The sequence below is a fragment of the Salmonella sp. SAL4457 genome, from assembly GCF_046548235.1.
GTDB lineage: Bacteria > Pseudomonadota > Gammaproteobacteria > Enterobacterales > Enterobacteriaceae > Salmonella > Salmonella enterica.
Genome location: NZ_JBGDZO010000007.1, coordinates 17,052 through 35,829 on the forward strand (window position 1 = coordinate 17,052; position 18,778 = coordinate 35,829).

Here is an 18,778-nt window from a genome sequence, read left to right on the forward strand (position 1 = left end):
CGGGATACTGGAAAAGGTATTAGGCATGCAGAAAGAAAAACTTTCCGCTTTGATGGATGGCGAAACGTTGGATAGTGAGCTGCTCAAAGCGCTTACGCACGACCCGGAAATGCAGAAAACCTGGGAGAGTTATCACCTGATCCGCGATTCAATGCGGGGGGATACGCCTGACGTTCTCCATTTCGATATATCCGCTCGCGTGATGGCCGCTATTGAAAACGAGCCAGTACGTCAGGTGTCGCCATTAATCCCTGAGGCCCAACCCGCTCCGCAGCAATGGCAGAAAATGCCGTTCTGGAAAAAAGTGCGTCCGTGGGCGGCGCAGCTTACCCAAATGGGCGTGGCGGCGTGCGTTTCACTTGCAGTTATCGTCGGTGTCCAGCACTATAATGGGCAATCTGAAACATCCCAACAACCTGAAACGCCGGTTTTCAATACCCTGCCTATGATGGGGAAAGCCAGCCCGGTAAGTCTGGGAGTGCCTTCTGAAGCAGCGCCTGTCGGCAGTCAGCAACAGCAGGTACAGGAGCAGCGTCGTCGCATTAATGCCATGTTGCAGGACTATGAACTGCAGCGCCGACTGCACTCCGAACAGCTTCAGTTTGAGCAGGCGCAAACCCAGCAAGCCGCGGTACAGGTGCCAGGAATCCAAACTTTAGGAACGCAATCGCAGTAATGAAGCAACTTTGGTTTGCCATGTCCCTTGTGGCGGCTAGCCTGTTCTTCTCAGCAAACGCCTCGGCCGACCCTGCGTCCGGGGCGTTATTGCAGCAGATGAACATCGCCAGTCAGTCACTGAATTACGAGCTGTCATTCGTCAGCATCACGAAACAAGGCGTTGAATCTCTACGTTATCGACACGCACGCCTGGATGGTCGCCCGCTTGCGCAATTGCTACAGTTGGACGGTCCCCGCCGGGAGGTCGTACAGCGTGGTAATGAAATCAGTTATTTTGAACCGGGCCTTGAGCCGTTCACCCTGAACGGTGATTATATTGTCGATTCTCTGCCTTCCCTGATTTACACCGACTTTAAGCGCCTGGCGCCTTACTACGACTTTATTTCTGTCGGACGCACCCGTATCGCAGACAGATTGTGCGAAGTTATCCGCGTTGTGGCGCGCGATGGTACGCGTTACAGCTATATCGTCTGGATGGACATGGACACCAAACTGCCGATGCGTGTTGATCTGCTGGATCGCGATGGCGAGACGCTGGAGCAGTTCCGCGTTATTGCGTTCACGGTGAGTCAAGATATCGGCAGCAACATGCAGGCGCTGGCGAAGGCGAATCTGCCGCCGCTGCTTTCTGTTCCCGGTGGCGAAAAAACGAAATTTAACTGGAGTCCATCCTGGGTGCCGCAAGGCTTTAGCGAAGTTTCCAGCAGCCGTCGTCCGTTGCCGACGATGGATAACCTGCCTATCGAATCGCGGCTTTATTCTGACGGTCTGTTTAGCTTTTCCGTCAATGTGAACCGGGCGACGCAAAACAGCAGCGATCAGATGCTGCGCACCGGGCGCCGAACGGTTTATAGCAGCGTTCGCGACAACGCGGAAATCACCATTGTCGGCGAGCTTCCGCCGCAAACGGCGAAGCGCATTGCCGACAGTATCAAATTCAGGGCAGTACAATGATTAAAGAGTGGGCAACCGTTGTCTCCTGGCAGAATGGTCAGGCGGTGGTGAGCTGCGACGTTAAAGCGTCATGCAGCAGTTGCGCCTCCCGTGCGGGATGCGGCAGTCGCGTGCTGAATAAATTAGGGCCGCAAACCACGCATACCATTGTTGTGCCAAGCGCGGAGCCGCTGGCGCCGGGGCAGAAAGTCGAGTTGGGCATCGCCGAAAAAAGCCTTTTAGGTTCGGCGTTGCTGGTCTATATGTCGCCTTTAGCAGGGCTATTTCTTTGTGCGGCGCTTTTTCAGATGCTGTTTGGATCTGACCTTGCCGCATTAAGCGGGGCCGTGCTGGGCGGCGTGGGCGGTTTTCTGGTTGCCCGCGGCTATTCCCGAAAACTGGCGGAGCGCGACGCCTGGCAGCCGGTGATTTTAAACGTTGCCCTCCCGCCGAACCTTGTCCGCGTCGAAACTACCTCAATCGAAACGCGCCAGTAAACGTTTTGCCCAACGGTGCACCTGCCGCGTTGGGTTGTTGTCCCGATAAACATGCGCTTTTCCTGCGTTGCGGTGTTTTACAGGAAAAAAGCGAGGCGTTTTCCAGTTCCCGCTCTCCTTACACTATGAACATTTCCTCGCCTTAGCGTTGTAGTGTAGAATGCGGCGTTTCAGTTAAAACAGACGTTAAGCTCAGAACAGCGACCTCTAAAGTCTGGTCAACCAGGCGTAAGGCATAATAATTTATCTCTATGAAGAACATACGTAACTTTTCGATCATTGCTCACATTGACCACGGTAAATCGACGCTGTCTGACCGTATTATCCAAATCTGCGGTGGCCTGTCTGACCGTGAAATGGAAGCTCAGGTACTTGATTCGATGGATCTTGAGCGTGAGCGCGGTATTACTATTAAAGCCCAGAGTGTGACGCTGGATTTTAAAGCGTCTGATGGTGAAACTTATCAACTGAACTTTATCGACACGCCGGGACACGTTGACTTTTCCTATGAAGTTTCCCGTTCGTTAGCCGCCTGCGAGGGCGCGCTGCTGGTGGTGGATGCCGGCCAGGGCGTAGAAGCGCAAACGTTGGCGAACTGCTACACCGCGATGGAAATGGATCTTGAAGTGGTGCCGGTGCTTAACAAGATTGACCTGCCGGCCGCCGATCCGGAGCGTGTGGCGGAAGAAATCGAAGACATTGTCGGTATCGATGCGACGGACGCGGTACGCTGCTCCGCCAAAACGGGTGTCGGCGTGACGGATGTTCTGGAACGCCTGGTGCGCGATATCCCGCCGCCGCAAGGCGATCCGGACGGCCCGCTGCAGGCGCTGATTATTGACTCCTGGTTCGATAACTACCTGGGCGTGGTATCGCTGGTGCGTATTAAAAACGGCACCATGCGTAAAGGCGACAAAATTAAAGTGATGAGCACCGGGCAGACCTACAACGCTGACCGCCTGGGGATCTTCACGCCAAAACAGGTTGATCGTACCGAGCTGAAGTGCGGTGAAGTAGGCTGGCTGGTCTGCGCCATTAAAGATATCCTCGGCGCGCCGGTTGGCGATACCTTAACCTCAGCGCGTAACCCAGCGGAAAAAGCGTTGCCGGGCTTTAAGAAGGTGAAACCGCAGGTCTATGCAGGTCTGTTCCCGGTCAGCTCCGACGATTATGAAAGTTTCCGCGACGCGCTCGGCAAGCTGAGCCTGAACGATGCCTCACTGTTTTATGAACCGGAAAGCTCCTCGGCGCTGGGCTTTGGTTTCCGCTGCGGCTTCCTCGGCCTGTTGCACATGGAGATCATTCAGGAGCGTCTGGAACGCGAATACGATCTGGATCTGATCACCACTGCGCCGACCGTGGTGTATGAAGTAGAAACAACGGCGAAAGAGACTATCTATGTTGATAGCCCCTCCAAGCTGCCGCCGTTGAATAACATTTATGAACTGCGCGAGCCTATCGCCGAATGTCATATGCTGTTACCACAAGCCTATTTAGGTAACGTTATTACGCTGTGTATTGAGAAACGCGGCGTACAAACTAACATGGTGTATCACGGTAACCAGGTCGCGTTGACCTATGAAATCCCGATGGCGGAAGTGGTGCTCGACTTCTTTGACCGTCTGAAATCAACGTCGCGCGGCTATGCGTCTCTGGATTATAACTTCAAGCGCTTCCAGGCTTCCGATATGGTGCGTGTTGATGTGTTAATCAACAACGAGCGTGTCGATGCGCTGGCGCTGATCACGCACCGTGATAACTCGCAAAGCCGTGGTCGCGAGCTGGTGGAGAAAATGAAAGATTTGATTCCACGCCAGCAGTTTGATATCGCGATTCAGGCGGCGATTGGTACGCATATTATTGCTCGTTCGACGGTAAAACAGTTACGTAAAAACGTGCTGGCGAAGTGCTACGGCGGCGATATCAGTCGTAAGAAAAAACTGCTGCAGAAACAGAAAGAAGGTAAGAAACGCATGAAGCAGATCGGTAACGTCGAGCTGCCTCAGGAGGCGTTCCTCGCCATTCTGCATGTCGGTAAAGACAATAAATAATCCCTAAGGAGTTGGCATGGCGAACATGTTTGCCCTGATTCTGGTGATAGCCACACTGGTGACGGGCATTTTATGGTGCGTTGATAAGTTTGTTTTCGCGCCAAAACGTCGGGCGCGCCAGGCTGCCGCGCAAACGGCGTCGGGAGATGCGCTGGATAACGCTACGCTCAATAAAGTGGCGCCTAAGCCGGGCTGGCTGGAGACCGGGGCGTCGGTTTTCCCGGTTCTGGCGATCGTTCTGATCGTTCGTTCATTTCTTTATGAACCCTTTCAGATCCCGTCAGGCTCAATGATGCCGACACTGCTTATCGGCGATTTTATTCTGGTGGAAAAATTTGCCTACGGCATTAAAGATCCGATCTACCAGAAAACCCTGATTGAAACCGGTCATCCAAAGCGCGGGGATATTGTGGTATTTAAATATCCGGAAGATCCTAAGTTAGATTACATCAAACGCGCAGTCGGTTTGCCGGGCGATAAAATCACTTATGATCCGGTTGCGAAAGAGGTGACGATTCAGCCTGGCTGTAGCTCCGGTCAGGCGTGCGAAAATGCGCTGCCGGTTACCTACTCTAACGTTGAGCCGAGCGATTTTGTACAGACCTTTGCCCGCCGTAACGGCGGAGAAGCGACCAGCGGTTTCTTTGAGGTTCCGCTAAACGAGACGAAAGAAAACGGCATTCGCCTGACCGAACGTAAAGAGACGTTGGGCGATGTGACCCACCGCATCCTGATGGTGCCGATAGCCCAGGATCAGTTGGGCATGTATTACCAACAGCCAGGACAACCGCTGGCGACCTGGGTTGTACCGCCGGGGCAATATTTCATGATGGGCGACAACCGCGATAACAGCGCGGATAGCCGTTACTGGGGATTTGTTCCGGAAGCGAATCTGGTCGGTAAAGCGGTCGCTATTTGGATGAGCTTTGATAAGCAGGAAGGGGAGTGGCCGACAGGCGTACGCCTGAGTCGTATCGGCGGTATTCACTAACTGTGACGAAATGATCGTTCACGCTGCCGTCTTTTTAGCGGCAGCGTGAATTATTTCCTGGATAAATTCCCTCAGACTAACGACATCCCCTGTCGTTGTGTATAGAATATTCCCCCGAAGTTTTAGGTTGGCGCCGTTTGGTCGCCACGGCACACGAAACAGCGTTGGTTATAGACAACCTTCTTTCCGCTGCAGCGATGCGGCAGGACAGATGACGTGTATCAGGTCTGTTTCGTGTGCTGGATTGTTGACGCATTCATTTATTGGTATCGCATGAACCCCATCGTAATTAATCGGCTTCAACGGAAGCTGGGCTACACTTTTAATCATCAGGAGCTGTTGCAGCAGGCATTAACTCACCGCAGCGCCAGCAGTAAACATAACGAACGCCTGGAATTTTTAGGCGATTCAATCCTGAGCTTCGTTATCGCTAACGCGCTTTATCACCGTTTTCCACGGGTGGATGAGGGAGATATGAGCCGTATGCGCGCCACGTTGGTACGTGGTAATACGCTGGCGGAATTAGCCCGTGAATTTGATTTAGGCGAGTGCCTGCGTTTAGGGCCGGGCGAATTAAAAAGCGGCGGATTCCGTCGAGAGTCCATTCTGGCGGACACCGTTGAAGCGTTAATCGGCGGAGTATTTCTCGATAGCAATATCCAGACCGTCGAGCAGTTAATCCTTAACTGGTATAAAACCCGTCTGGATGAGATAAGTCCGGGCGATAAACAAAAAGATCCTAAAACGCGCTTGCAGGAGTATTTGCAGGGTCGCCATCTGCCGCTGCCATCTTACCTGGTTGTGCAGGTGCGCGGCGAGGCGCACGATCAGGAATTTACTATCCACTGCCAGGTCAGCGGCCTGAGCGAACCGGTGGTTGGCACGGGTTCCAGCCGTCGTAAGGCGGAGCAGGCTGCCGCCGAACAGGCGCTGAAAAAACTGGAGTTGGAATGAGCACTGACAAAACTTACTGCGGATTTATTGCCATCGTCGGACGTCCGAACGTTGGCAAATCCACCTTGCTGAACAAACTGCTTGGGCAGAAGATTTCAATCACTTCCCGTAAAGCGCAGACCACGCGCCACCGCATTGTCGGTATTCATACCGAAGGCCCGTATCAGGCAATTTATGTCGATACCCCGGGACTGCATATGGAAGAAAAGCGCGCCATTAACCGTTTGATGAATAAGGCGGCGAGCAGTTCGATTGGCGACGTTGAGCTGGTGATTTTCGTTGTGGAAGGCACCCGTTGGACGCCGGACGACGAAATGGTCCTGAACAAACTGCACGATGGCAAAGCGCCGGTTATTCTCGCCGTTAACAAGGTGGATAACGTGCAGGAAAAAGCTGATTTGCTGCCGCACCTCCAGTTCCTGGCAAGCCAGATGAACTTTCTTGATATCGTACCCATCTCTGCTGAAACGGGTATGAACGTCGATACCATTGCCGGTATCGTGCGTAAACATTTACCGGAAGCGATTCATCACTTCCCGGAAGATTACATCACCGATCGCTCTCAGCGCTTTATGGCGTCTGAAATCATTCGTGAAAAGCTGATGCGTTTTCTCGGCGCCGAGCTGCCGTATTCCGTTACCGTTGAGATTGAACGTTTTGTTACCAACGAACGCGGCGGCTATGATATCAACGGGTTAATCCTCGTCGAGCGCGAAGGGCAGAAGAAGATGGTGATTGGCAACAAAGGCGCCAAAATCAAAACCATTGGTATTGAAGCGCGTAAAGACATGCAGGAGATGTTCGAAGCGCCGGTACACCTGGAATTGTGGGTGAAAGTGAAATCCGGCTGGGCCGATGACGAACGCGCTCTGCGTAGTCTCGGTTACGTAGACGATCTGTGAGTTAACACAGCGTGGAAGGGTGGCAGCGCGCATTTGTCCTGCACAGTCGCCCCTGGAGCGAAACCAGCCTGATGCTGGACGTCTTCACGGAAGAATCGGGGCGCGTGCGCCTTGTCGCCAAAGGCGCGCGATCTAAACGTTCCAATCTGAAAGGCGCGTTGCAGCCTTTTACGCCGTTATTGCTACGCTACAGCGGACGCGGCGAGGTGAAAAGCCTGCGCAGCGCCGAGGCAGTTTCTTTGGCGCTGCCGTTAAGCGGTATTACGCTCTATAGCGGCCTGTACATCAACGAACTCCTCTCTCGCGTACTGGAATATGAAACGCGCTTCTCCGAACTCTTTTTTGATTATCTGAACTGTATTCAGGCGCTGGCGGGAACCACCGGCTCGCCTGAACCGGCGTTGCGACGTTTCGAACTGGCGTTGCTGGGTCATCTGGGGTATGGCGTCAATTTCACCCACTGTGCAGGCAGCGGCGAACGGGTGGATGACACCATGACCTACCGTTACCGCGAAGAAAAAGGCTTTTTCGCCAGCGTCGTCATCGATAACAACACCTTTACCGGACGGCACCTGAAAGCGCTGGAGGCGCGGGAATTTCCGGATGTAGATACCCTGCGTGCCGCTAAACGCTTTACCCGTATGGCATTAAAGCCGTATCTTGGGGGAAAACCGTTAAAAAGCCGGGAGCTGTTCCGGCAATTTATGCCCAAACGCACAGTAAAAACGAAGAAAGATTAACGAGGATTGTCATGGCTGAATTACTGTTAGGCGTCAATATTGACCACATTGCCACGTTACGTAATGCGCGCGGCACCGACTATCCGGATCCGGTACAGGCGGCGTTTATTGCTGAACAGGCAGGCGCGGACGGCATTACCGTACACCTGCGCGAAGATCGTCGCCACATTACCGATCGCGATGTGCGCATTCTGCGTCAGACGCTGCATACGCGTATGAATCTGGAGATGGCGGTGACCGAAGAGATGCTGGCGATCGCCGTAGAAACCAGGCCGCATTTCTGTTGTCTGGTGCCGGAAAAACGCCAGGAAGTCACCACCGAAGGCGGTCTGGATGTGGCCGGACAGCGCGATAAAATGCGTGATGCCTGTGCGCGCCTGGCGGCGGCTGGCATCCAGGTTTCGCTCTTTATCGATGCCGATGAAACGCAAATCAACGCGGCGGCGGAAGTCGGCGCGCCGTTTATCGAAATCCATACCGGCTGCTACGCCAACGCAGAAACCGATGCGGAACAGGCAAAAGAGCTGGCGCGTATCGCCAGCGCCGCGACCCTGGCGGCCCGTCTGGGGCTAAAAGTAAATGCGGGTCATGGCCTGACTTACCATAACGTCAAAGCTATTGCCGCACTGCCGGAAATGCACGAGCTCAATATCGGTCATGCCATTATTGGTCGGGCGGTGATGACGGGGCTGAAAGAGGCGGTGGCTGAAATGAAACGTTTGATGCTGGAAGCGCGCGGCTAATGGCGATTCTCGGCCTGGGAACGGATATTGTAGAGATTGCCCGCATTGAGGCAGTGATCTCCCGTTCCGGCGAACGTCTGGCAAGGCGTGTGCTCAGTGACAACGAGTGGGCTATCTGGGAGACGCATCAGCAGCCGGTGCGTTTTCTCGCCAAGCGTTTTGCGGTCAAAGAGGCGGCAGCGAAAGCTTTTGGCACCGGCATCCGCAACGGTCTGGCGTTTAATCAGTTCGAAGTGTTTAACGATGAGCTGGGAAAACCACGTTTGCGGCTGTGGGGCGAGGCGTTAACGCTGGCGGAAAAACTCGGTGTGGCGCACATGCATGTCACGTTGGCCGATGAACGCCATTACGCCTGCGCTACGGTCATTCTGGAAAGTTAGATTTGCCGGATGGCGGCGTAAACACGTTATCTGACCTACAGGCCGATATATTGTCGGCCTGATAAGCATAGCGCCATCAGGCATTGTTGCGTTGGAAATACGTTAACCCGCTTACAGTTTATCTGCGTGATGCATCAGAACAAACTTATCCCACAACTGTTCTTCGCTTTCGACATGGGCGGGATCCTGCAAAATCGTATTGGGGATTGGGCAGACTTTCTGACAGGTCGGCGTTTCGTAATGGCCTACACACTCGGTGCATTTGTCGCTGTTAATTTCATAAATGCTGTCGCCCAATGAAATCGCCTCATTCGGGCACTCCGGCTCGCACATATCGCAGTTGATACATTTTTTGGTGATTAACAGCGCCATCAGGAAATTCTCAGAAACAACACAAATCGGGCGGGCATTATACGCCTATTTTCTGCTCGGGCCAGCTCTTTTCTGGCGCTGATTTGTTATCTACCGTGTAAAAATTTTTGATCTGCTTGAGCAGGCAGATGGTTGCGTTATCCAGTGAAAGGTCATTACTGTGCACCAGCATGACAGGAATAAAGAATGCGGGGATGCCCAGTGAAACCAGGCGAACATTTTTGGGTGTCGATAAATGGGTTAGCGAGCGGGTAATAAATGCGATGCCAATCTGCGCTTCGGCATACTCAAGGCATGAGTAGTGGTTATCCAGTTCGCAGATGACGTTAGGAACGACTTTGCGGTTATTAAATTCTGTGGTGATGATCCCTCTTAATAGCAGAGAGTCATTAAGCACGATAATGGGCTGGTCGTTTAAATCTTTTAGATGCAGACGTTCGCGTGTCGCCAGAGGATGAGAAAGTGGGATTGCAGCGATAATTTCATCTTCAAACAGCATGGTCGAGCTTAGCTGGGCAGGGAGCGCTGTTCGATAAACAATGCCAATATCAACGGCGCTATCCGTCAACTTTTTAATGGTTTGCTCAGTTGAGAACTCTTTAACATTTAAAGATATTTCCGGATGGTGCGCCATAAAGTTGCGAAAAGCGGGCAGGACCAGGTAACTGCCTGACACCCCGATTGAAATAGTATCGCGCTGTTGGTCCTGATAGGGAAGAAGTTCATTTTCGGCATTTTTTAAATCCAGCATTATTTTGTTAGCGTGTCGTTGCAAAATAATGCCTGCTTTTGTTAATTTAATTCCTCTACCTTTTCGCTTAAATAATATTGTTTTAAGTGATGACTCAAGTTGTTTGATTTGCTGACTTAATGATGGCTGAGTGATAAACAGGCGACTGGCTGCCCGACCATAATGTAATTCATCACACAATATCAGGAAGGAGTGTAGTTGTTTGATATTCATTAAAATTTAATGCCAATCGATTGGGTTTTGTTATAACGATTATAAAAAATACCAAATTGTTTGCCTATTTTGCTTTTTTTAAACTGTGATCAGTGCATTTTAAAAAGGGAAAATTATGTCGGCATCAATCAACCGCTGGGGAATGCTTGCCGCTCACGTGTGCATCAATTTTGTGCTCGGGGGCGTCTACGCATTTAGCTATTTCAAAACACCACTCATGGCGCAATATCACTGGGATCCGGCTACGCTGGCGTTAGCATTCTCTATCAATATGGGGATCATTCCTTTACCGATGATTTGGGGCGGGAGAATGATCGACAATGGTAAAGGAAAGCAGGCGATAGTTATCGGTGGTATCCTGTTTTCTTTAGGTTTTATCTTGTCCGGGTTTGTGGATAATTTGCCCATGCTGTTTTTAACCTACGGCGTCATTGCCGGGTTGGGATCGGGCCTGGCTTTTACGGGTAATCTTAATAATATTCTGAAATTTTTCCCTGACCGTCGCGGTCTTGCCAGCGGTATCGTACTGGCGGGTGTTGGCGTCGGGACGCTACTTTGCACCCGCCTGGCCGAATATTTTATGGCGCAAACTCACGATGTTAGTCGGGCGTTGTTATATCTGGGTATTGTTTATCTGGTGGTTATTTTTATCGTCCAGTTCTTTATTCGTAGCGCGCCAGCAAAAGATAGTGGAGGAATTAAAGCGTCGCCACTGGATAAAGACTATCGGCACATGCTGAAAGATCTGCGCTTCTGGCTGCTGTTTATGATTCTGGCGCTGGGCGTGTTCTCTGGGATGGTAATTAGCTCAAGTTCTGCGCAAATTGGTATGACGCAGTACGGTTTACTGTCCGGTGCATTAGTCGTTAGCCTGGTCTCGATATTTAACTCGATCGGTCGCCTGTTCTGGGGAGGGTTAACCGATAAATTAGGCGGCTATAATACGCTGGTTATTGTTTACCTCTTTACTTGCTTGTGTATGCTGCTGTTATTTTTCTTCAATGGCAATACTTCGGTATTTTATTTCAGCGCTCTGGGCGTGGGCTTTGCTTATGCCGGTATATTAGTTATCTTCCCTGGCTTGACCAGCCAGAATTTTGGTATGCGTAACCAGGGGCTAAACTACGGCTTTATGTATTTTGGTTTTGCCGTCGGTGCGGTTATTGCTCCTTATGTAACGTCCGCTATTGCAAAATATACCGGAAGCTACAATACAGTATTTATTTTGACAACGGTGCTATTGCTTATTGGAGTCGTGTTGACCCTGATAACGAAGAAATATGTCGCAACGGTTTTAGCCAAAATTCATTAATCAGATAATAAGGAAATAAAAATGAAAATTGCAATCGCAGGTGCAGGCGCTATGGGATGTCGTTTTGGCTATATGCTGCTGGAGGCCGGGCACGACGTGACGCTTATTGATGGCTGGCAGGAGCATGTCGACGCTATTCGTAGCAAGGGGTTGTTTGTCGAAACGGAAACGACTCAGAAGTATTACCCCATCCCTGCTATGTTGGCTGATGAATCCCAGGGGGAGTTTGAGCTGGTTATTCTGTTTACCAAAGCCATGCAGTTGGATAGCATGTTACAGCGTATTAAGCCGCTGCTGCCAGCCGCGAAGGTCGTGATGATTTTATCTAACGGCCTGGGAAATATCGAAACCCTGGAGAAATATGTCGATCGGCAGAAAATCTATGCGGGTGTGACGTTATGGTCCAGCGAACTGGAGGGGGCTGGGCATATTATGGCCACCGGTACCGGAACGATTGAACTGCAGCCGATTGCCAGCCAGGATTCGGCTCAAGAGGCTAAGGTCATTGCCACCCTTAATAGCGCGGGATTGAATGCTGAAATAAGCCCTGACGTATTATTATCGATCTGGAAGAAAGCAGCCTTTAATAGCGTAATGAACACCTATTGCGCGCTACTGGATTGTAATGTCGGCGGATTTGGTCAGCGGCCTGGTGCTTTAGATTTAGCGCAAGCGGTAGTTGATGAGTTTGTGTTAGTTGCTGCCAGCCAGAATATTCCGTTGACTGAGCAAATGGTGATGAATACGGTGAAGAAAGTGTTCGATCCGCGTGAGAGCGGCCACCACTATCCTTCTATGCATCAGGATTTACATAAAGGCCGACTGACCGAAATCGACTATTTAAATGGTGCGATTGCGCGAATCGGCGCTCAGAACAATATTGCCGTACCGGTTAACAAACTCCTGACGCAATTGATTCACGCTAAAGAAGCGCAATAAACTTGATAGCTCTTCTGCATGAGGCGGAAGAGCCATTTTCAAACCAGTTTTTTTACCAGCGCCTCGCTATGGCGAATACGCTCCGGCGCCCGCTCTAAATCCTGTTGTACCAGCGCCATAAACAGTAAGTCGGTCAACATCATTTGCGCATGTGTCGAAGAGATAGCGGCGCTGCGCGTCGCCTGCTCTTCAGCAATCGTATACAGACAGTGAGTGGCGCGCTGCTGCAAGGCGTTGGGAGAAAAACCGGTAATGGCCAGGATCTTCGCGCCTGCGCGTAATGTTTCGTCCGCCGCCAGGTTCAGCTCGCGCCGTTCCCCGGAATAAGAGATCGCCAGCAGCAGATCCTCCGGCGCCAGCGCCTGCACTGTTGCCAGCAGGGCGTGCATATCGCGCTCAACCACCGCGTTAATGCCAATCTTCAGTAGCTTCCAGGCAAAATTTTGCGCCACCAGCCCAGAGGCGCCAATCCCGGTGATCACAATACGGCGGGCGTGGCGCAGCATCGTGACGCTTTCTAACAGCTTTTCTTCACTGTTAACGTCCAGCGTGGCGTGCATTGCCGCCACATTCTCTTTAATTAATTTTTCCCCGACCAGGCGCATCGGATCGTCGCCGCGAATCTGGTTATGAACGGGAACGGAATGCGGATTAGGATTGCTGGCCAACGCTTCGCTGATAGCCAGTTTCAACGCCGGAAACCCTTTAAACCCCAGTTTTTGCGCGAACTTGACTACGCTGGATTGGCTGACGCCCGCTTCGGCCGCCAGTTGCTGCGAGCTCAGATGCCGCGCCGTATCCGGTTGCGCGAGCAGATAATCCGCCAGTTTCCTGTCGCTTTGCGCGAGATCCGGATAACGCTGGCGAATACGAATCAAACAGTTCATGGGCAGCTCCTGCGAAACGTGATGGCGACGACAAAACGAAATTTCACTCGCCTGGGGGAATATTCTATTCCATCATGGACGCTTATTATGAATTAAAAATTCCAGAGGGACAAAAATGAATCTTGGTACCTTAGTGTCTGAAACCCGTAACCCGCAAACGATGGATCTGGATGCGTTGCCTACTCCTGAATTAGTTAAGCGTTTTAATGAACAGGATACGCGGGTAGCGGAAGCGGTAAAAGCCACTCTGCCTGACGTTGCGCGTGCGGTGGATGCCGCTGCGGCGGCGCTGAAGTCTGGCGGACGTATCATCTATATGGGCGCGGGCACCAGTGGTCGGCTTGGCGTACTGGATGCCTCAGAATGCCCCCCGACGTTTGGCGTTCCGCACGGTCTGGTCGTCGGGCTGATTGCCGGTGGGCCGGGCGCGTTGCTGAAAGCGGTCGAAGGCGCGGAAGACAGCCAACAGGCAGGCGAAGACGATCTTGTCGCGCTAAATCTGCAAGAACAGGATCTGGTCGTGGGGCTCGCGGCGTCGGGTCGTACACCCTATGTGATTGGCGGCCTGCGCTATGCGCGACAGTCCGGTTGTACCACTGTTGCCGTCTCCTGTAATCCAGATTCGCCTATTGCGCGGGAGGCTAATATCGCTATTTTGCCCGTTGTCGGGCCGGAAGCGATTACCGGCTCCACGCGGCTGAAATCCGGCACCGCACAGAAAATGGTGCTCAATATGATTTCTACCGGCGCGATGGTGAAATTCGGCAAGGTCTATCAAAACCTGATGGTGGATATGAAAGCCACCAACGTCAAACTGGTCGATCGCGCGTGTCGGATGGTCGTTGAAGCGACCGGGATAGGTCGTGAAGAGGCGGAAACGTTGCTGAAACAGACCGATTTTGAGGTTAAGCCAGCCATTTTGATGGCGCTTACGGGGCTGGATGCTGCAGCCGCCAGGGAAAAACTCGCCGCTCATCAGGGCTTTTTAAGGGCGGCGTTAGAACACTAAAGAGGTGTGTATGGATAAGACGGCAGCGCTCGCCAGCGACATTTTACGTGGTATCGGCGGAGAGCAAAATATTCTGCGCCTGGAAAACTGTATGACGCGAGTCAGAGTGGAGGTACAGGACGACAGCCAACTGGATATTCCGCGCTTAAAAGCGTTGCCTGGCGTCAGTGGATACGTAAAGCAAGGGGAGCAACATCAGCTGATCGTTGGGCCGGGGAAGGCTGCGCAGGTGGTTGATGCGATGCGCGTGCAGATTGCCGCAGGTGGTGTAAAGCCGGACGATGCTATGGCGCGTACCAAATCCGAGGCGAAAGCGAAGTATAAAGCGCCGATGAGCGATGCGTTGCGTAAGCTGGCGAATGTTTTTATTCCGCTTATTCCCGCCTTTATCGCATCCGGCTTGATTACCGGCATTATCAATATTCTTAAACGTCCGGATATCGTCGGCGATGTTGCCGTCCACTATCCTAACCTGCTGGGCCTGATGGGGATATTTGGTAGCGCGGTGTTCGCTATCATGAACATTCTGGTTGGCGTCAATACCGCGAAAGTCTTTGGCGGATCGCAGGCGTTAGGCGGCGTGATGGCGGGGATCCTTTCCAGCCCGCAACTGGCGCAGATTACGCTCTTTGGCGAGGCGCTTCAGCCGGGACGGGGCGGCGTCATCGCCGTCCTGCTGGTGGTAGCGTTAATGTGCTGGATTGAGCGCCAGTTCCGTAAGCTGCTGCCGGGGTCGCTGGAGTTAATTCTTAACCCTTTATTGACGACTGTTATCACCGGCGCGGTAGCGATTGTCGCTCTGCAACCGCTTGGCGGCTGGATTTCAGACGCTATCGCTCACGGCGCGTCCTGGGCTATCGATCACGGCGGTTTTCTGGTGGGCGCGGTGTTAGCCGGAACCTTCCTGCCGTTGGTACTGACCGGGCTGCATCAGGGGCTGGTGCCTATTCATGTGGAGCTGGTGCAAGCGCACGGCTATAACGCGCTGTTTCCCATCCTGGCGATGGCGGGCGTTGGTCAGATAGGCGCGGCCATTGCCGTACTGATGAAAACCCGCAATGCGCGACTCAAAAAGGTAATTAAAGGCGCGCTTCCTGTCGGACTGCTGGGGATTGGCGAGCCGCTGATTTTTGGCGTCACGCTGCCATTGGGTAAGCCATTTATTGGCGCTTGCCTCGGCGGCGCGGTAGGCGGGGCGTTGATCAGCTACTGGAAAGTGGCGACGGTAATTACCTTTGGTATTTCCGGTTTGCCGCTGGCATTAACAATTGTTGCCGGAAAAGTCCTGTTCTATCTGTTAGGCTATTTAATAGCGGTAATTGCCGGGTTTATTTTTACCTGGCTGCTGGGGTTCAATGATCCAGAGGAGTAAGGTTTGGTCAGCCACGAGCGTCGTGTCGTCTTTTTTGATTTGGATGGAACGTTACATCAACAGGATATGTTCGGCAGTTTTCTGCGTTATTTGCTGCGCCGTCAGCCGCTAAATGCGCTGCTCGTACTGCCGCTGTTGCCCATTATCGGTATCGGTTTACTGGTAAAAGGGCGTGCGGCCCGCTGGCCGATGAGTCTGTTATTGTGGGGCTGTACTTTTGGCCATAGCGAAACGCGTTTGCAGGCGCATCAGGCGGATTTTGTCCGTTGGTTTCGCGCTAACGTCACGGCGTTTCCGGTAGTACAGGAGCGTCTGACCACCTATCTATTGAGCTCTGACGCGGATATCTGGCTTATTACCGGTTCTCCGCAATCATTGGTAGAGCAAGTCTATTTTGATACGCCGTGGCTGCCGCGCGTTAACCTCATCGCCAGCCAGATGGCGCGACGGTATGGCGGCTGGGTATTAACCGTGCGCTGTCTGGGCCATGAAAAAGTCGCGCAACTGGAACGTAAAATCGGTACGCCGCTGCGTCTTTATAGCGGCTACAGCGACAGCAAACAGGATAACCCGCTGCTTTATTTTTGCCAGCATCGCTGGCGGGTGACGCCGCACGGCGAGTTGCAGCAGCTCGAATAGTGAAACGCATAGCGTCTGTGTATAATGCCGCCCGCTTTCATTACCGGAGTTACCTCTTTGTCTGATGTCGAATTAGATCACGAATACTGGATGCGCCACGCGCTGACGCTGGCGAAACGCGCCTGGGACGAACGCGAGGTTCCGGTTGGCGCGGTATTGGTGCATAACCATCGCGTCATTGGCGAAGGCTGGAACCGACCCATTGGCCGCCACGATCCTACTGCGCACGCTGAAATAATGGCGCTGCGTCAGGGAGGTCTGGTATTGCAGAATTACCGGTTACTGGATACCACGCTGTATGTCACACTGGAACCCTGTGTGATGTGCGCAGGCGCTATGGTGCATAGCCGCATTGGACGCGTTGTCTTTGGCGCGCGCGATGCAAAAACCGGCGCGGCCGGATCGCTAATTGACGTGCTGCACCATCCGGGAATGAATCACCGGGTCGAGATTATTGAAGGGGTGTTGCGCGATGAATGTGCGACGCTGCTCAGTGATTTTTTCCGTATGCGTCGTCAGGAAATTAAAGCTCTGAAGAAAGCCGACCGTGCGGAAGGCGCGGGGCCGGCAGTATAGCGCAATGCCGGATAAGACGTTGCGCGTCGCCATCCGATAAGACCATCGCGCTATTTTTCTTCTTTCTTCTGCGGCGTAAACAGTAAAGACGGCGAATGCGTCAGGTAGCCTGATGACTGCGATAAAAACGACAGGAAGGGGAAGGGGGCTTTATTCAGCTCCTCCGGCGACACCGCCGGGTAATCCTGCGCCAGTTTCATGGCTTCCGCTTCCTGCTTTTCTTTTTCCTGCAAATACCCCACCAAACTTATCTGGTATTTACGGATATTTTCCACATAAGCATAAGCCTCATGTCCACGCGCGTAACCGTAGGTTAACTTACTGTAATACGGTTTTTGGCTTAATAGCGGCAAACGCTGCTTCACATCGGTCCAGCTATCCGGATTGCCTTTGGTTTTTACCGTCAGCGATCTGGCGTCGAGCATGTGCGCATAACCCATATTGTAGGCGGCTAAAGCAAACCAGATACGCTCGTCTTCCGGAACGGTTTCGGGAACTTTAGCCATCATATCTTCAAGATAGCGAGCGCCGCCGCTGATGCTTTGCTCCGCATCGGTACGGTCGGTCAGCCCCAGACTTTGGGCGGTATTTTTAGTCAGCATCATCAGGCCGCGCACGCCGGTTGGCGAGGTCGCCAGCGGGTCCCAGTGTGATTCCTGATAAGAAATCGCCGCCAGCAGGCGCCAGTCTATCTCTTTGGCATATTTTTTAAATAACGGTTCCAGCTCCGGCAGGACGTTATCTACCGCTCGCAGGAAAGAGCGGGTATCAACGTAGTCGAAATCATCGCCATGTCCCAGATATTTCTCTTCGATCCGCGCCAACGACCCGTCTTCATTGATCGAATTGAAAAAATCGAGCAGCGCGGCGGAGAGCGTATTATCGTCGTCCAGTCGGCTAAACCAGGTCACGGGCTGTTCATCCGTGACATCCAGCGCCACGGCCAGCTCGGGATGAACGCGCTGAAACAGACTGATCGCCACTGAATCGGCAATGGTGTAATCCAGTTTGCCGCTGATGACCTCTTCCAGCAGCGTCGTCGAGCCTTTTTTATCATCCACTTTCCAGCTCAGGTCGGGAAACTTTGTCTCTTTTAAACGCTGTAAGTCATTGACCACGACGTGCCCTGGCGCAATGGTAAGCTGATTCTCGTTAACGGTCGCCAGCGAACGTGGGCGATATTGTCCGACCCGGTAGACGAGCTGTTGCGAAACCGAGTAATACATGGGACCGGGCTGATAGTTTTTAACGCGTGCGCTGTCGTAGACCAGCCCTGCCGCGAGCAGGTCGGCATTGCCGTTATCCAGATCGTCAAACAACTGGCTGATATTCTGGCGCACCGTCACTTTCAGCTTCACGCCGAGATAGTTGGCGAACTGCTGCGCCAGTTCATAGTCCAGACCATATTTTTTACCGTTGATAACGGAATAGGTTAATGGCGAGTCGATCGTACTGACGCGCAGTACCCCCCGGGCTTGAATCGCGGCGATATGGTTTTCGGTTTTACCGAACCAGGGGATTGAGGGCCAAAGGGCTGCTGCCAGCAGCAGCGTCAATATGCCGATGAACAGATAATTAATCTTTAATTTTTTCAATTAGTTAATTCTCTGGATCGTGCGTTGCCTCGGGCTGAAAAAGATGTTTTGCTGCAATAGATAAGTCATTAATGAGCGGCATTTTGCGTAACAATGCGCCAGTTGGCAACTTATTCGCAACGATAGCCGCACCGTATGACAAGAAAAAGCGGTGATTTTATTTCTACGCAAACGGTTTCGTCGGCGCGTCAGATTCTTTATAATGACGGCCGTTTCCCCCCTTGCGCACACCGAAGCTTAGAAG

Annotated in this window: 21 protein-coding genes; 16 read left to right on the forward strand and 5 right to left on the reverse strand. The window is 52.5% G+C overall.

Features of this window, described 5'->3' with window-relative positions:
* The first annotated feature begins 25 nt into the window (after positions 1-25).
* The 10 genes from rseA to acpS all read left to right on the forward strand — a co-directional run bounded on the left by rseA (position 26) and on the right by acpS (position 8,869).
* Entirely contained in the window at positions 26-676 is a 651-nt protein-coding gene (rseA, locus tag ACLJNW_RS19305; RefSeq protein WP_001168374.1) for an anti-sigma-E factor RseA, read from the forward strand.
* A complete protein-coding gene (rseB, locus tag ACLJNW_RS19310; protein WP_000812017.1) occupies positions 676-1,632 on the forward strand; it encodes a sigma-E factor regulatory protein RseB in 957 nt (318 codons plus the stop codon). Before rseA ends, rseB begins: the two co-directional genes overlap by 1 nt.
* Entirely contained in the window at positions 1,629-2,108 is a 480-nt protein-coding gene (rseC, locus tag ACLJNW_RS19315) for a SoxR-reducing system protein RseC (RefSeq protein WP_000589088.1), read from the forward strand. Before rseB ends, rseC begins: the two co-directional genes overlap by 4 nt.
* 251 nt (positions 2,109-2,359) lie before the next feature.
* Positions 2,360-4,159: a translation elongation factor 4 gene (gene lepA / locus ACLJNW_RS19320; RefSeq protein WP_000790154.1), complete on the forward strand. Its 1,800-nt coding sequence runs from the start codon at positions 2,360-2,362 to the stop codon at positions 4,157-4,159.
* A 16-nt stretch (positions 4,160-4,175) separates the two neighbouring features.
* Positions 4,176-5,150: a signal peptidase I gene (lepB, locus tag ACLJNW_RS19325; RefSeq protein WP_000002559.1), complete on the forward strand. Its 975-nt coding sequence runs from the start codon at positions 4,176-4,178 to the stop codon at positions 5,148-5,150.
* Between the two features lie 273 nt (positions 5,151-5,423).
* On the forward strand, positions 5,424-6,104 hold the full coding sequence (rnc, locus tag ACLJNW_RS19330) for a ribonuclease III (protein WP_001068341.1): 681 nt from the start codon (positions 5,424-5,426) through the stop codon (positions 6,102-6,104).
* A complete protein-coding gene (gene era / locus ACLJNW_RS19335; protein ID WP_024154444.1) occupies positions 6,101-7,006 on the forward strand; it encodes a GTPase Era in 906 nt (301 codons plus the stop codon). The genes rnc and era overlap by 4 nt, the downstream gene beginning before the upstream one ends.
* 11 nt (positions 7,007-7,017) lie before the next feature.
* Complete coding sequence (gene recO / locus ACLJNW_RS19340) at positions 7,018-7,746, forward strand: DNA repair protein RecO (RefSeq protein WP_023204508.1); 729 nt, start codon at positions 7,018-7,020, stop codon at positions 7,744-7,746.
* A gap of 11 nt (positions 7,747-7,757) precedes the next feature.
* Positions 7,758-8,489, forward strand: coding sequence for a pyridoxine 5'-phosphate synthase (gene pdxJ / locus ACLJNW_RS19345; RefSeq protein ID WP_000818972.1), 732 nt, complete (start codon positions 7,758-7,760; stop codon positions 8,487-8,489).
* Positions 8,489-8,869: a holo-ACP synthase gene (gene acpS, locus ACLJNW_RS19350; protein WP_000986043.1), complete on the forward strand. Its 381-nt coding sequence runs from the start codon at positions 8,489-8,491 to the stop codon at positions 8,867-8,869. Before pdxJ ends, acpS begins: the two co-directional genes overlap by 1 nt.
* Before the next feature lie 111 nt (positions 8,870-8,980).
* Here the strand turns inward: acpS and ACLJNW_RS19355 are convergent, their stop codons facing one another.
* Complete coding sequence (locus ACLJNW_RS19355) at positions 8,981-9,241, reverse strand: YfhL family 4Fe-4S dicluster ferredoxin (RefSeq protein ID WP_024154445.1); 261 nt, start codon at positions 9,239-9,241, stop codon at positions 8,981-8,983.
* 37 nt (positions 9,242-9,278) lie between these two features.
* Complete coding sequence (locus ACLJNW_RS19360; RefSeq protein WP_001022463.1) at positions 9,279-10,205, reverse strand: LysR family transcriptional regulator; 927 nt, start codon at positions 10,203-10,205, stop codon at positions 9,279-9,281.
* A 115-nt stretch (positions 10,206-10,320) separates the two neighbouring features.
* Between ACLJNW_RS19360 and ACLJNW_RS19365 the strand changes: the two genes are divergently transcribed.
* Together ACLJNW_RS19365 and ACLJNW_RS19370 are read left to right on the forward strand one after the other, a co-directional pair.
* The gene (locus ACLJNW_RS19365; RefSeq protein ID WP_001276364.1) at positions 10,321-11,517 is read left to right on the forward strand and encodes an OFA family MFS transporter; all 1,197 of its coding nucleotides are present in this window, start codon (positions 10,321-10,323) and stop codon (positions 11,515-11,517) included.
* Positions 11,518-11,538: 21 nt separating this feature from the next.
* Positions 11,539-12,456 carry an oxidoreductase gene (locus ACLJNW_RS19370; protein ID WP_000684022.1) on the forward strand — a complete coding sequence of 306 codons (918 nt, stop codon included), beginning with the start codon at positions 11,539-11,541 and terminating at the stop codon, positions 12,454-12,456.
* Between the two features lie 38 nt (positions 12,457-12,494).
* On the opposite strand, the gene ACLJNW_RS19375 is transcribed toward ACLJNW_RS19370, so the two are convergent.
* Positions 12,495-13,343 carry a MurR/RpiR family transcriptional regulator gene (locus ACLJNW_RS19375; protein WP_000995692.1) on the reverse strand — a complete coding sequence of 283 codons (849 nt, stop codon included), beginning with the start codon at positions 13,341-13,343 and terminating at the stop codon, positions 12,495-12,497.
* Between the two features lie 115 nt (positions 13,344-13,458).
* Here ACLJNW_RS19375 and murQ point away from each other — a divergent pair, with 115 nt between their 5' ends.
* Genes murQ through tadA form a run of 4 tightly spaced genes read left to right on the forward strand, consistent with a single transcriptional unit; the run spans position 13,459 to position 16,939 of the window.
* A complete protein-coding gene (gene murQ / locus ACLJNW_RS19380; RefSeq protein ID WP_024154446.1) occupies positions 13,459-14,352 on the forward strand; it encodes an N-acetylmuramic acid 6-phosphate etherase in 894 nt (297 codons plus the stop codon).
* A 10-nt stretch (positions 14,353-14,362) separates the two neighbouring features.
* Positions 14,363-15,724 (forward strand): PTS transporter subunit EIIC, encoded by a 1,362-nt coding sequence (locus ACLJNW_RS19385; RefSeq protein ID WP_023204505.1) that lies wholly within the window; start codon positions 14,363-14,365, stop codon positions 15,722-15,724.
* Positions 15,725-15,727: 3 nt separating this feature from the next.
* Positions 15,728-16,363 (forward strand): phosphatidylglycerophosphatase C, encoded by a 636-nt coding sequence (gene yfhb, locus ACLJNW_RS19390; protein WP_000253558.1) that lies wholly within the window; start codon positions 15,728-15,730, stop codon positions 16,361-16,363.
* Positions 16,364-16,387: 24 nt separating this feature from the next.
* Positions 16,388-16,939: a tRNA adenosine(34) deaminase TadA gene (gene tadA / locus ACLJNW_RS19395; RefSeq protein WP_001134566.1), complete on the forward strand. Its 552-nt coding sequence runs from the start codon at positions 16,388-16,390 to the stop codon at positions 16,937-16,939.
* Between the two features lie 50 nt (positions 16,940-16,989).
* On the opposite strand, the gene mltF is transcribed toward tadA, so the two are convergent.
* Positions 16,990-18,534, reverse strand: a complete 1,545-nt coding sequence (mltF, locus tag ACLJNW_RS19400) for a membrane-bound lytic murein transglycosylase MltF (RefSeq protein WP_000734248.1) — start codon at positions 18,532-18,534, stop codon at positions 16,990-16,992.
* Entirely contained in the window at positions 18,535-18,765 is a 231-nt protein-coding gene (locus ACLJNW_RS19405) for a hypothetical protein (protein ID WP_001667158.1), read from the reverse strand.
* Between the last annotated feature and the right edge of the window lie 13 nt (positions 18,766-18,778).

What these genes read in the sequence shown, in the direction of transcription:
- rseA (WP_001168374.1), top strand. Translation starts at nt 26, where the DNA reads ATGCAGAAAGAAAAACTTTCCGCTTTGATGGATGGCGAAACGTTGGAT.
- rseB (WP_000812017.1), top strand. Translation starts at nt 676, where the DNA reads ATGAAGCAACTTTGGTTTGCCATGTCCCTTGTGGCGGCTAGCCTGTTC.
- rseC (WP_000589088.1), top strand. Translation starts at nt 1,629, where the DNA reads ATGATTAAAGAGTGGGCAACCGTTGTCTCCTGGCAGAATGGTCAGGCG.
- lepA (WP_000790154.1), top strand. Translation starts at nt 2,360, where the DNA reads ATGAAGAACATACGTAACTTTTCGATCATTGCTCACATTGACCACGGT.
- lepB (WP_000002559.1), top strand. Translation starts at nt 4,176, where the DNA reads ATGGCGAACATGTTTGCCCTGATTCTGGTGATAGCCACACTGGTGACG.
- rnc (WP_001068341.1), top strand. Translation starts at nt 5,424, where the DNA reads ATGAACCCCATCGTAATTAATCGGCTTCAACGGAAGCTGGGCTACACT.
- era (WP_024154444.1), top strand. Translation starts at nt 6,101, where the DNA reads ATGAGCACTGACAAAACTTACTGCGGATTTATTGCCATCGTCGGACGT.
- pdxJ (WP_000818972.1), top strand. Translation starts at nt 7,758, where the DNA reads ATGGCTGAATTACTGTTAGGCGTCAATATTGACCACATTGCCACGTTA.
- acpS (WP_000986043.1), top strand. Translation starts at nt 8,489, where the DNA reads ATGGCGATTCTCGGCCTGGGAACGGATATTGTAGAGATTGCCCGCATT.
- ACLJNW_RS19355 (WP_024154445.1), bottom strand. Translation starts at nt 9,241, where the DNA reads ATGGCGCTGTTAATCACCAAAAAATGTATCAACTGCGATATGTGCGAG.
- ACLJNW_RS19360 (WP_001022463.1), bottom strand. Translation starts at nt 10,205, where the DNA reads ATGAATATCAAACAACTACACTCCTTCCTGATATTGTGTGATGAATTA.
- ACLJNW_RS19365 (WP_001276364.1), top strand. Translation starts at nt 10,321, where the DNA reads ATGTCGGCATCAATCAACCGCTGGGGAATGCTTGCCGCTCACGTGTGC.
- ACLJNW_RS19370 (WP_000684022.1), top strand. Translation starts at nt 11,539, where the DNA reads ATGAAAATTGCAATCGCAGGTGCAGGCGCTATGGGATGTCGTTTTGGC.
- ACLJNW_RS19375 (WP_000995692.1), bottom strand. Translation starts at nt 13,343, where the DNA reads ATGAACTGTTTGATTCGTATTCGCCAGCGTTATCCGGATCTCGCGCAA.
- murQ (WP_024154446.1), top strand. Translation starts at nt 13,459, where the DNA reads ATGAATCTTGGTACCTTAGTGTCTGAAACCCGTAACCCGCAAACGATG.
- ACLJNW_RS19385 (WP_023204505.1), top strand. Translation starts at nt 14,363, where the DNA reads ATGGATAAGACGGCAGCGCTCGCCAGCGACATTTTACGTGGTATCGGC.
- tadA (WP_001134566.1), top strand. Translation starts at nt 16,388, where the DNA reads ATGCCGCCCGCTTTCATTACCGGAGTTACCTCTTTGTCTGATGTCGAA.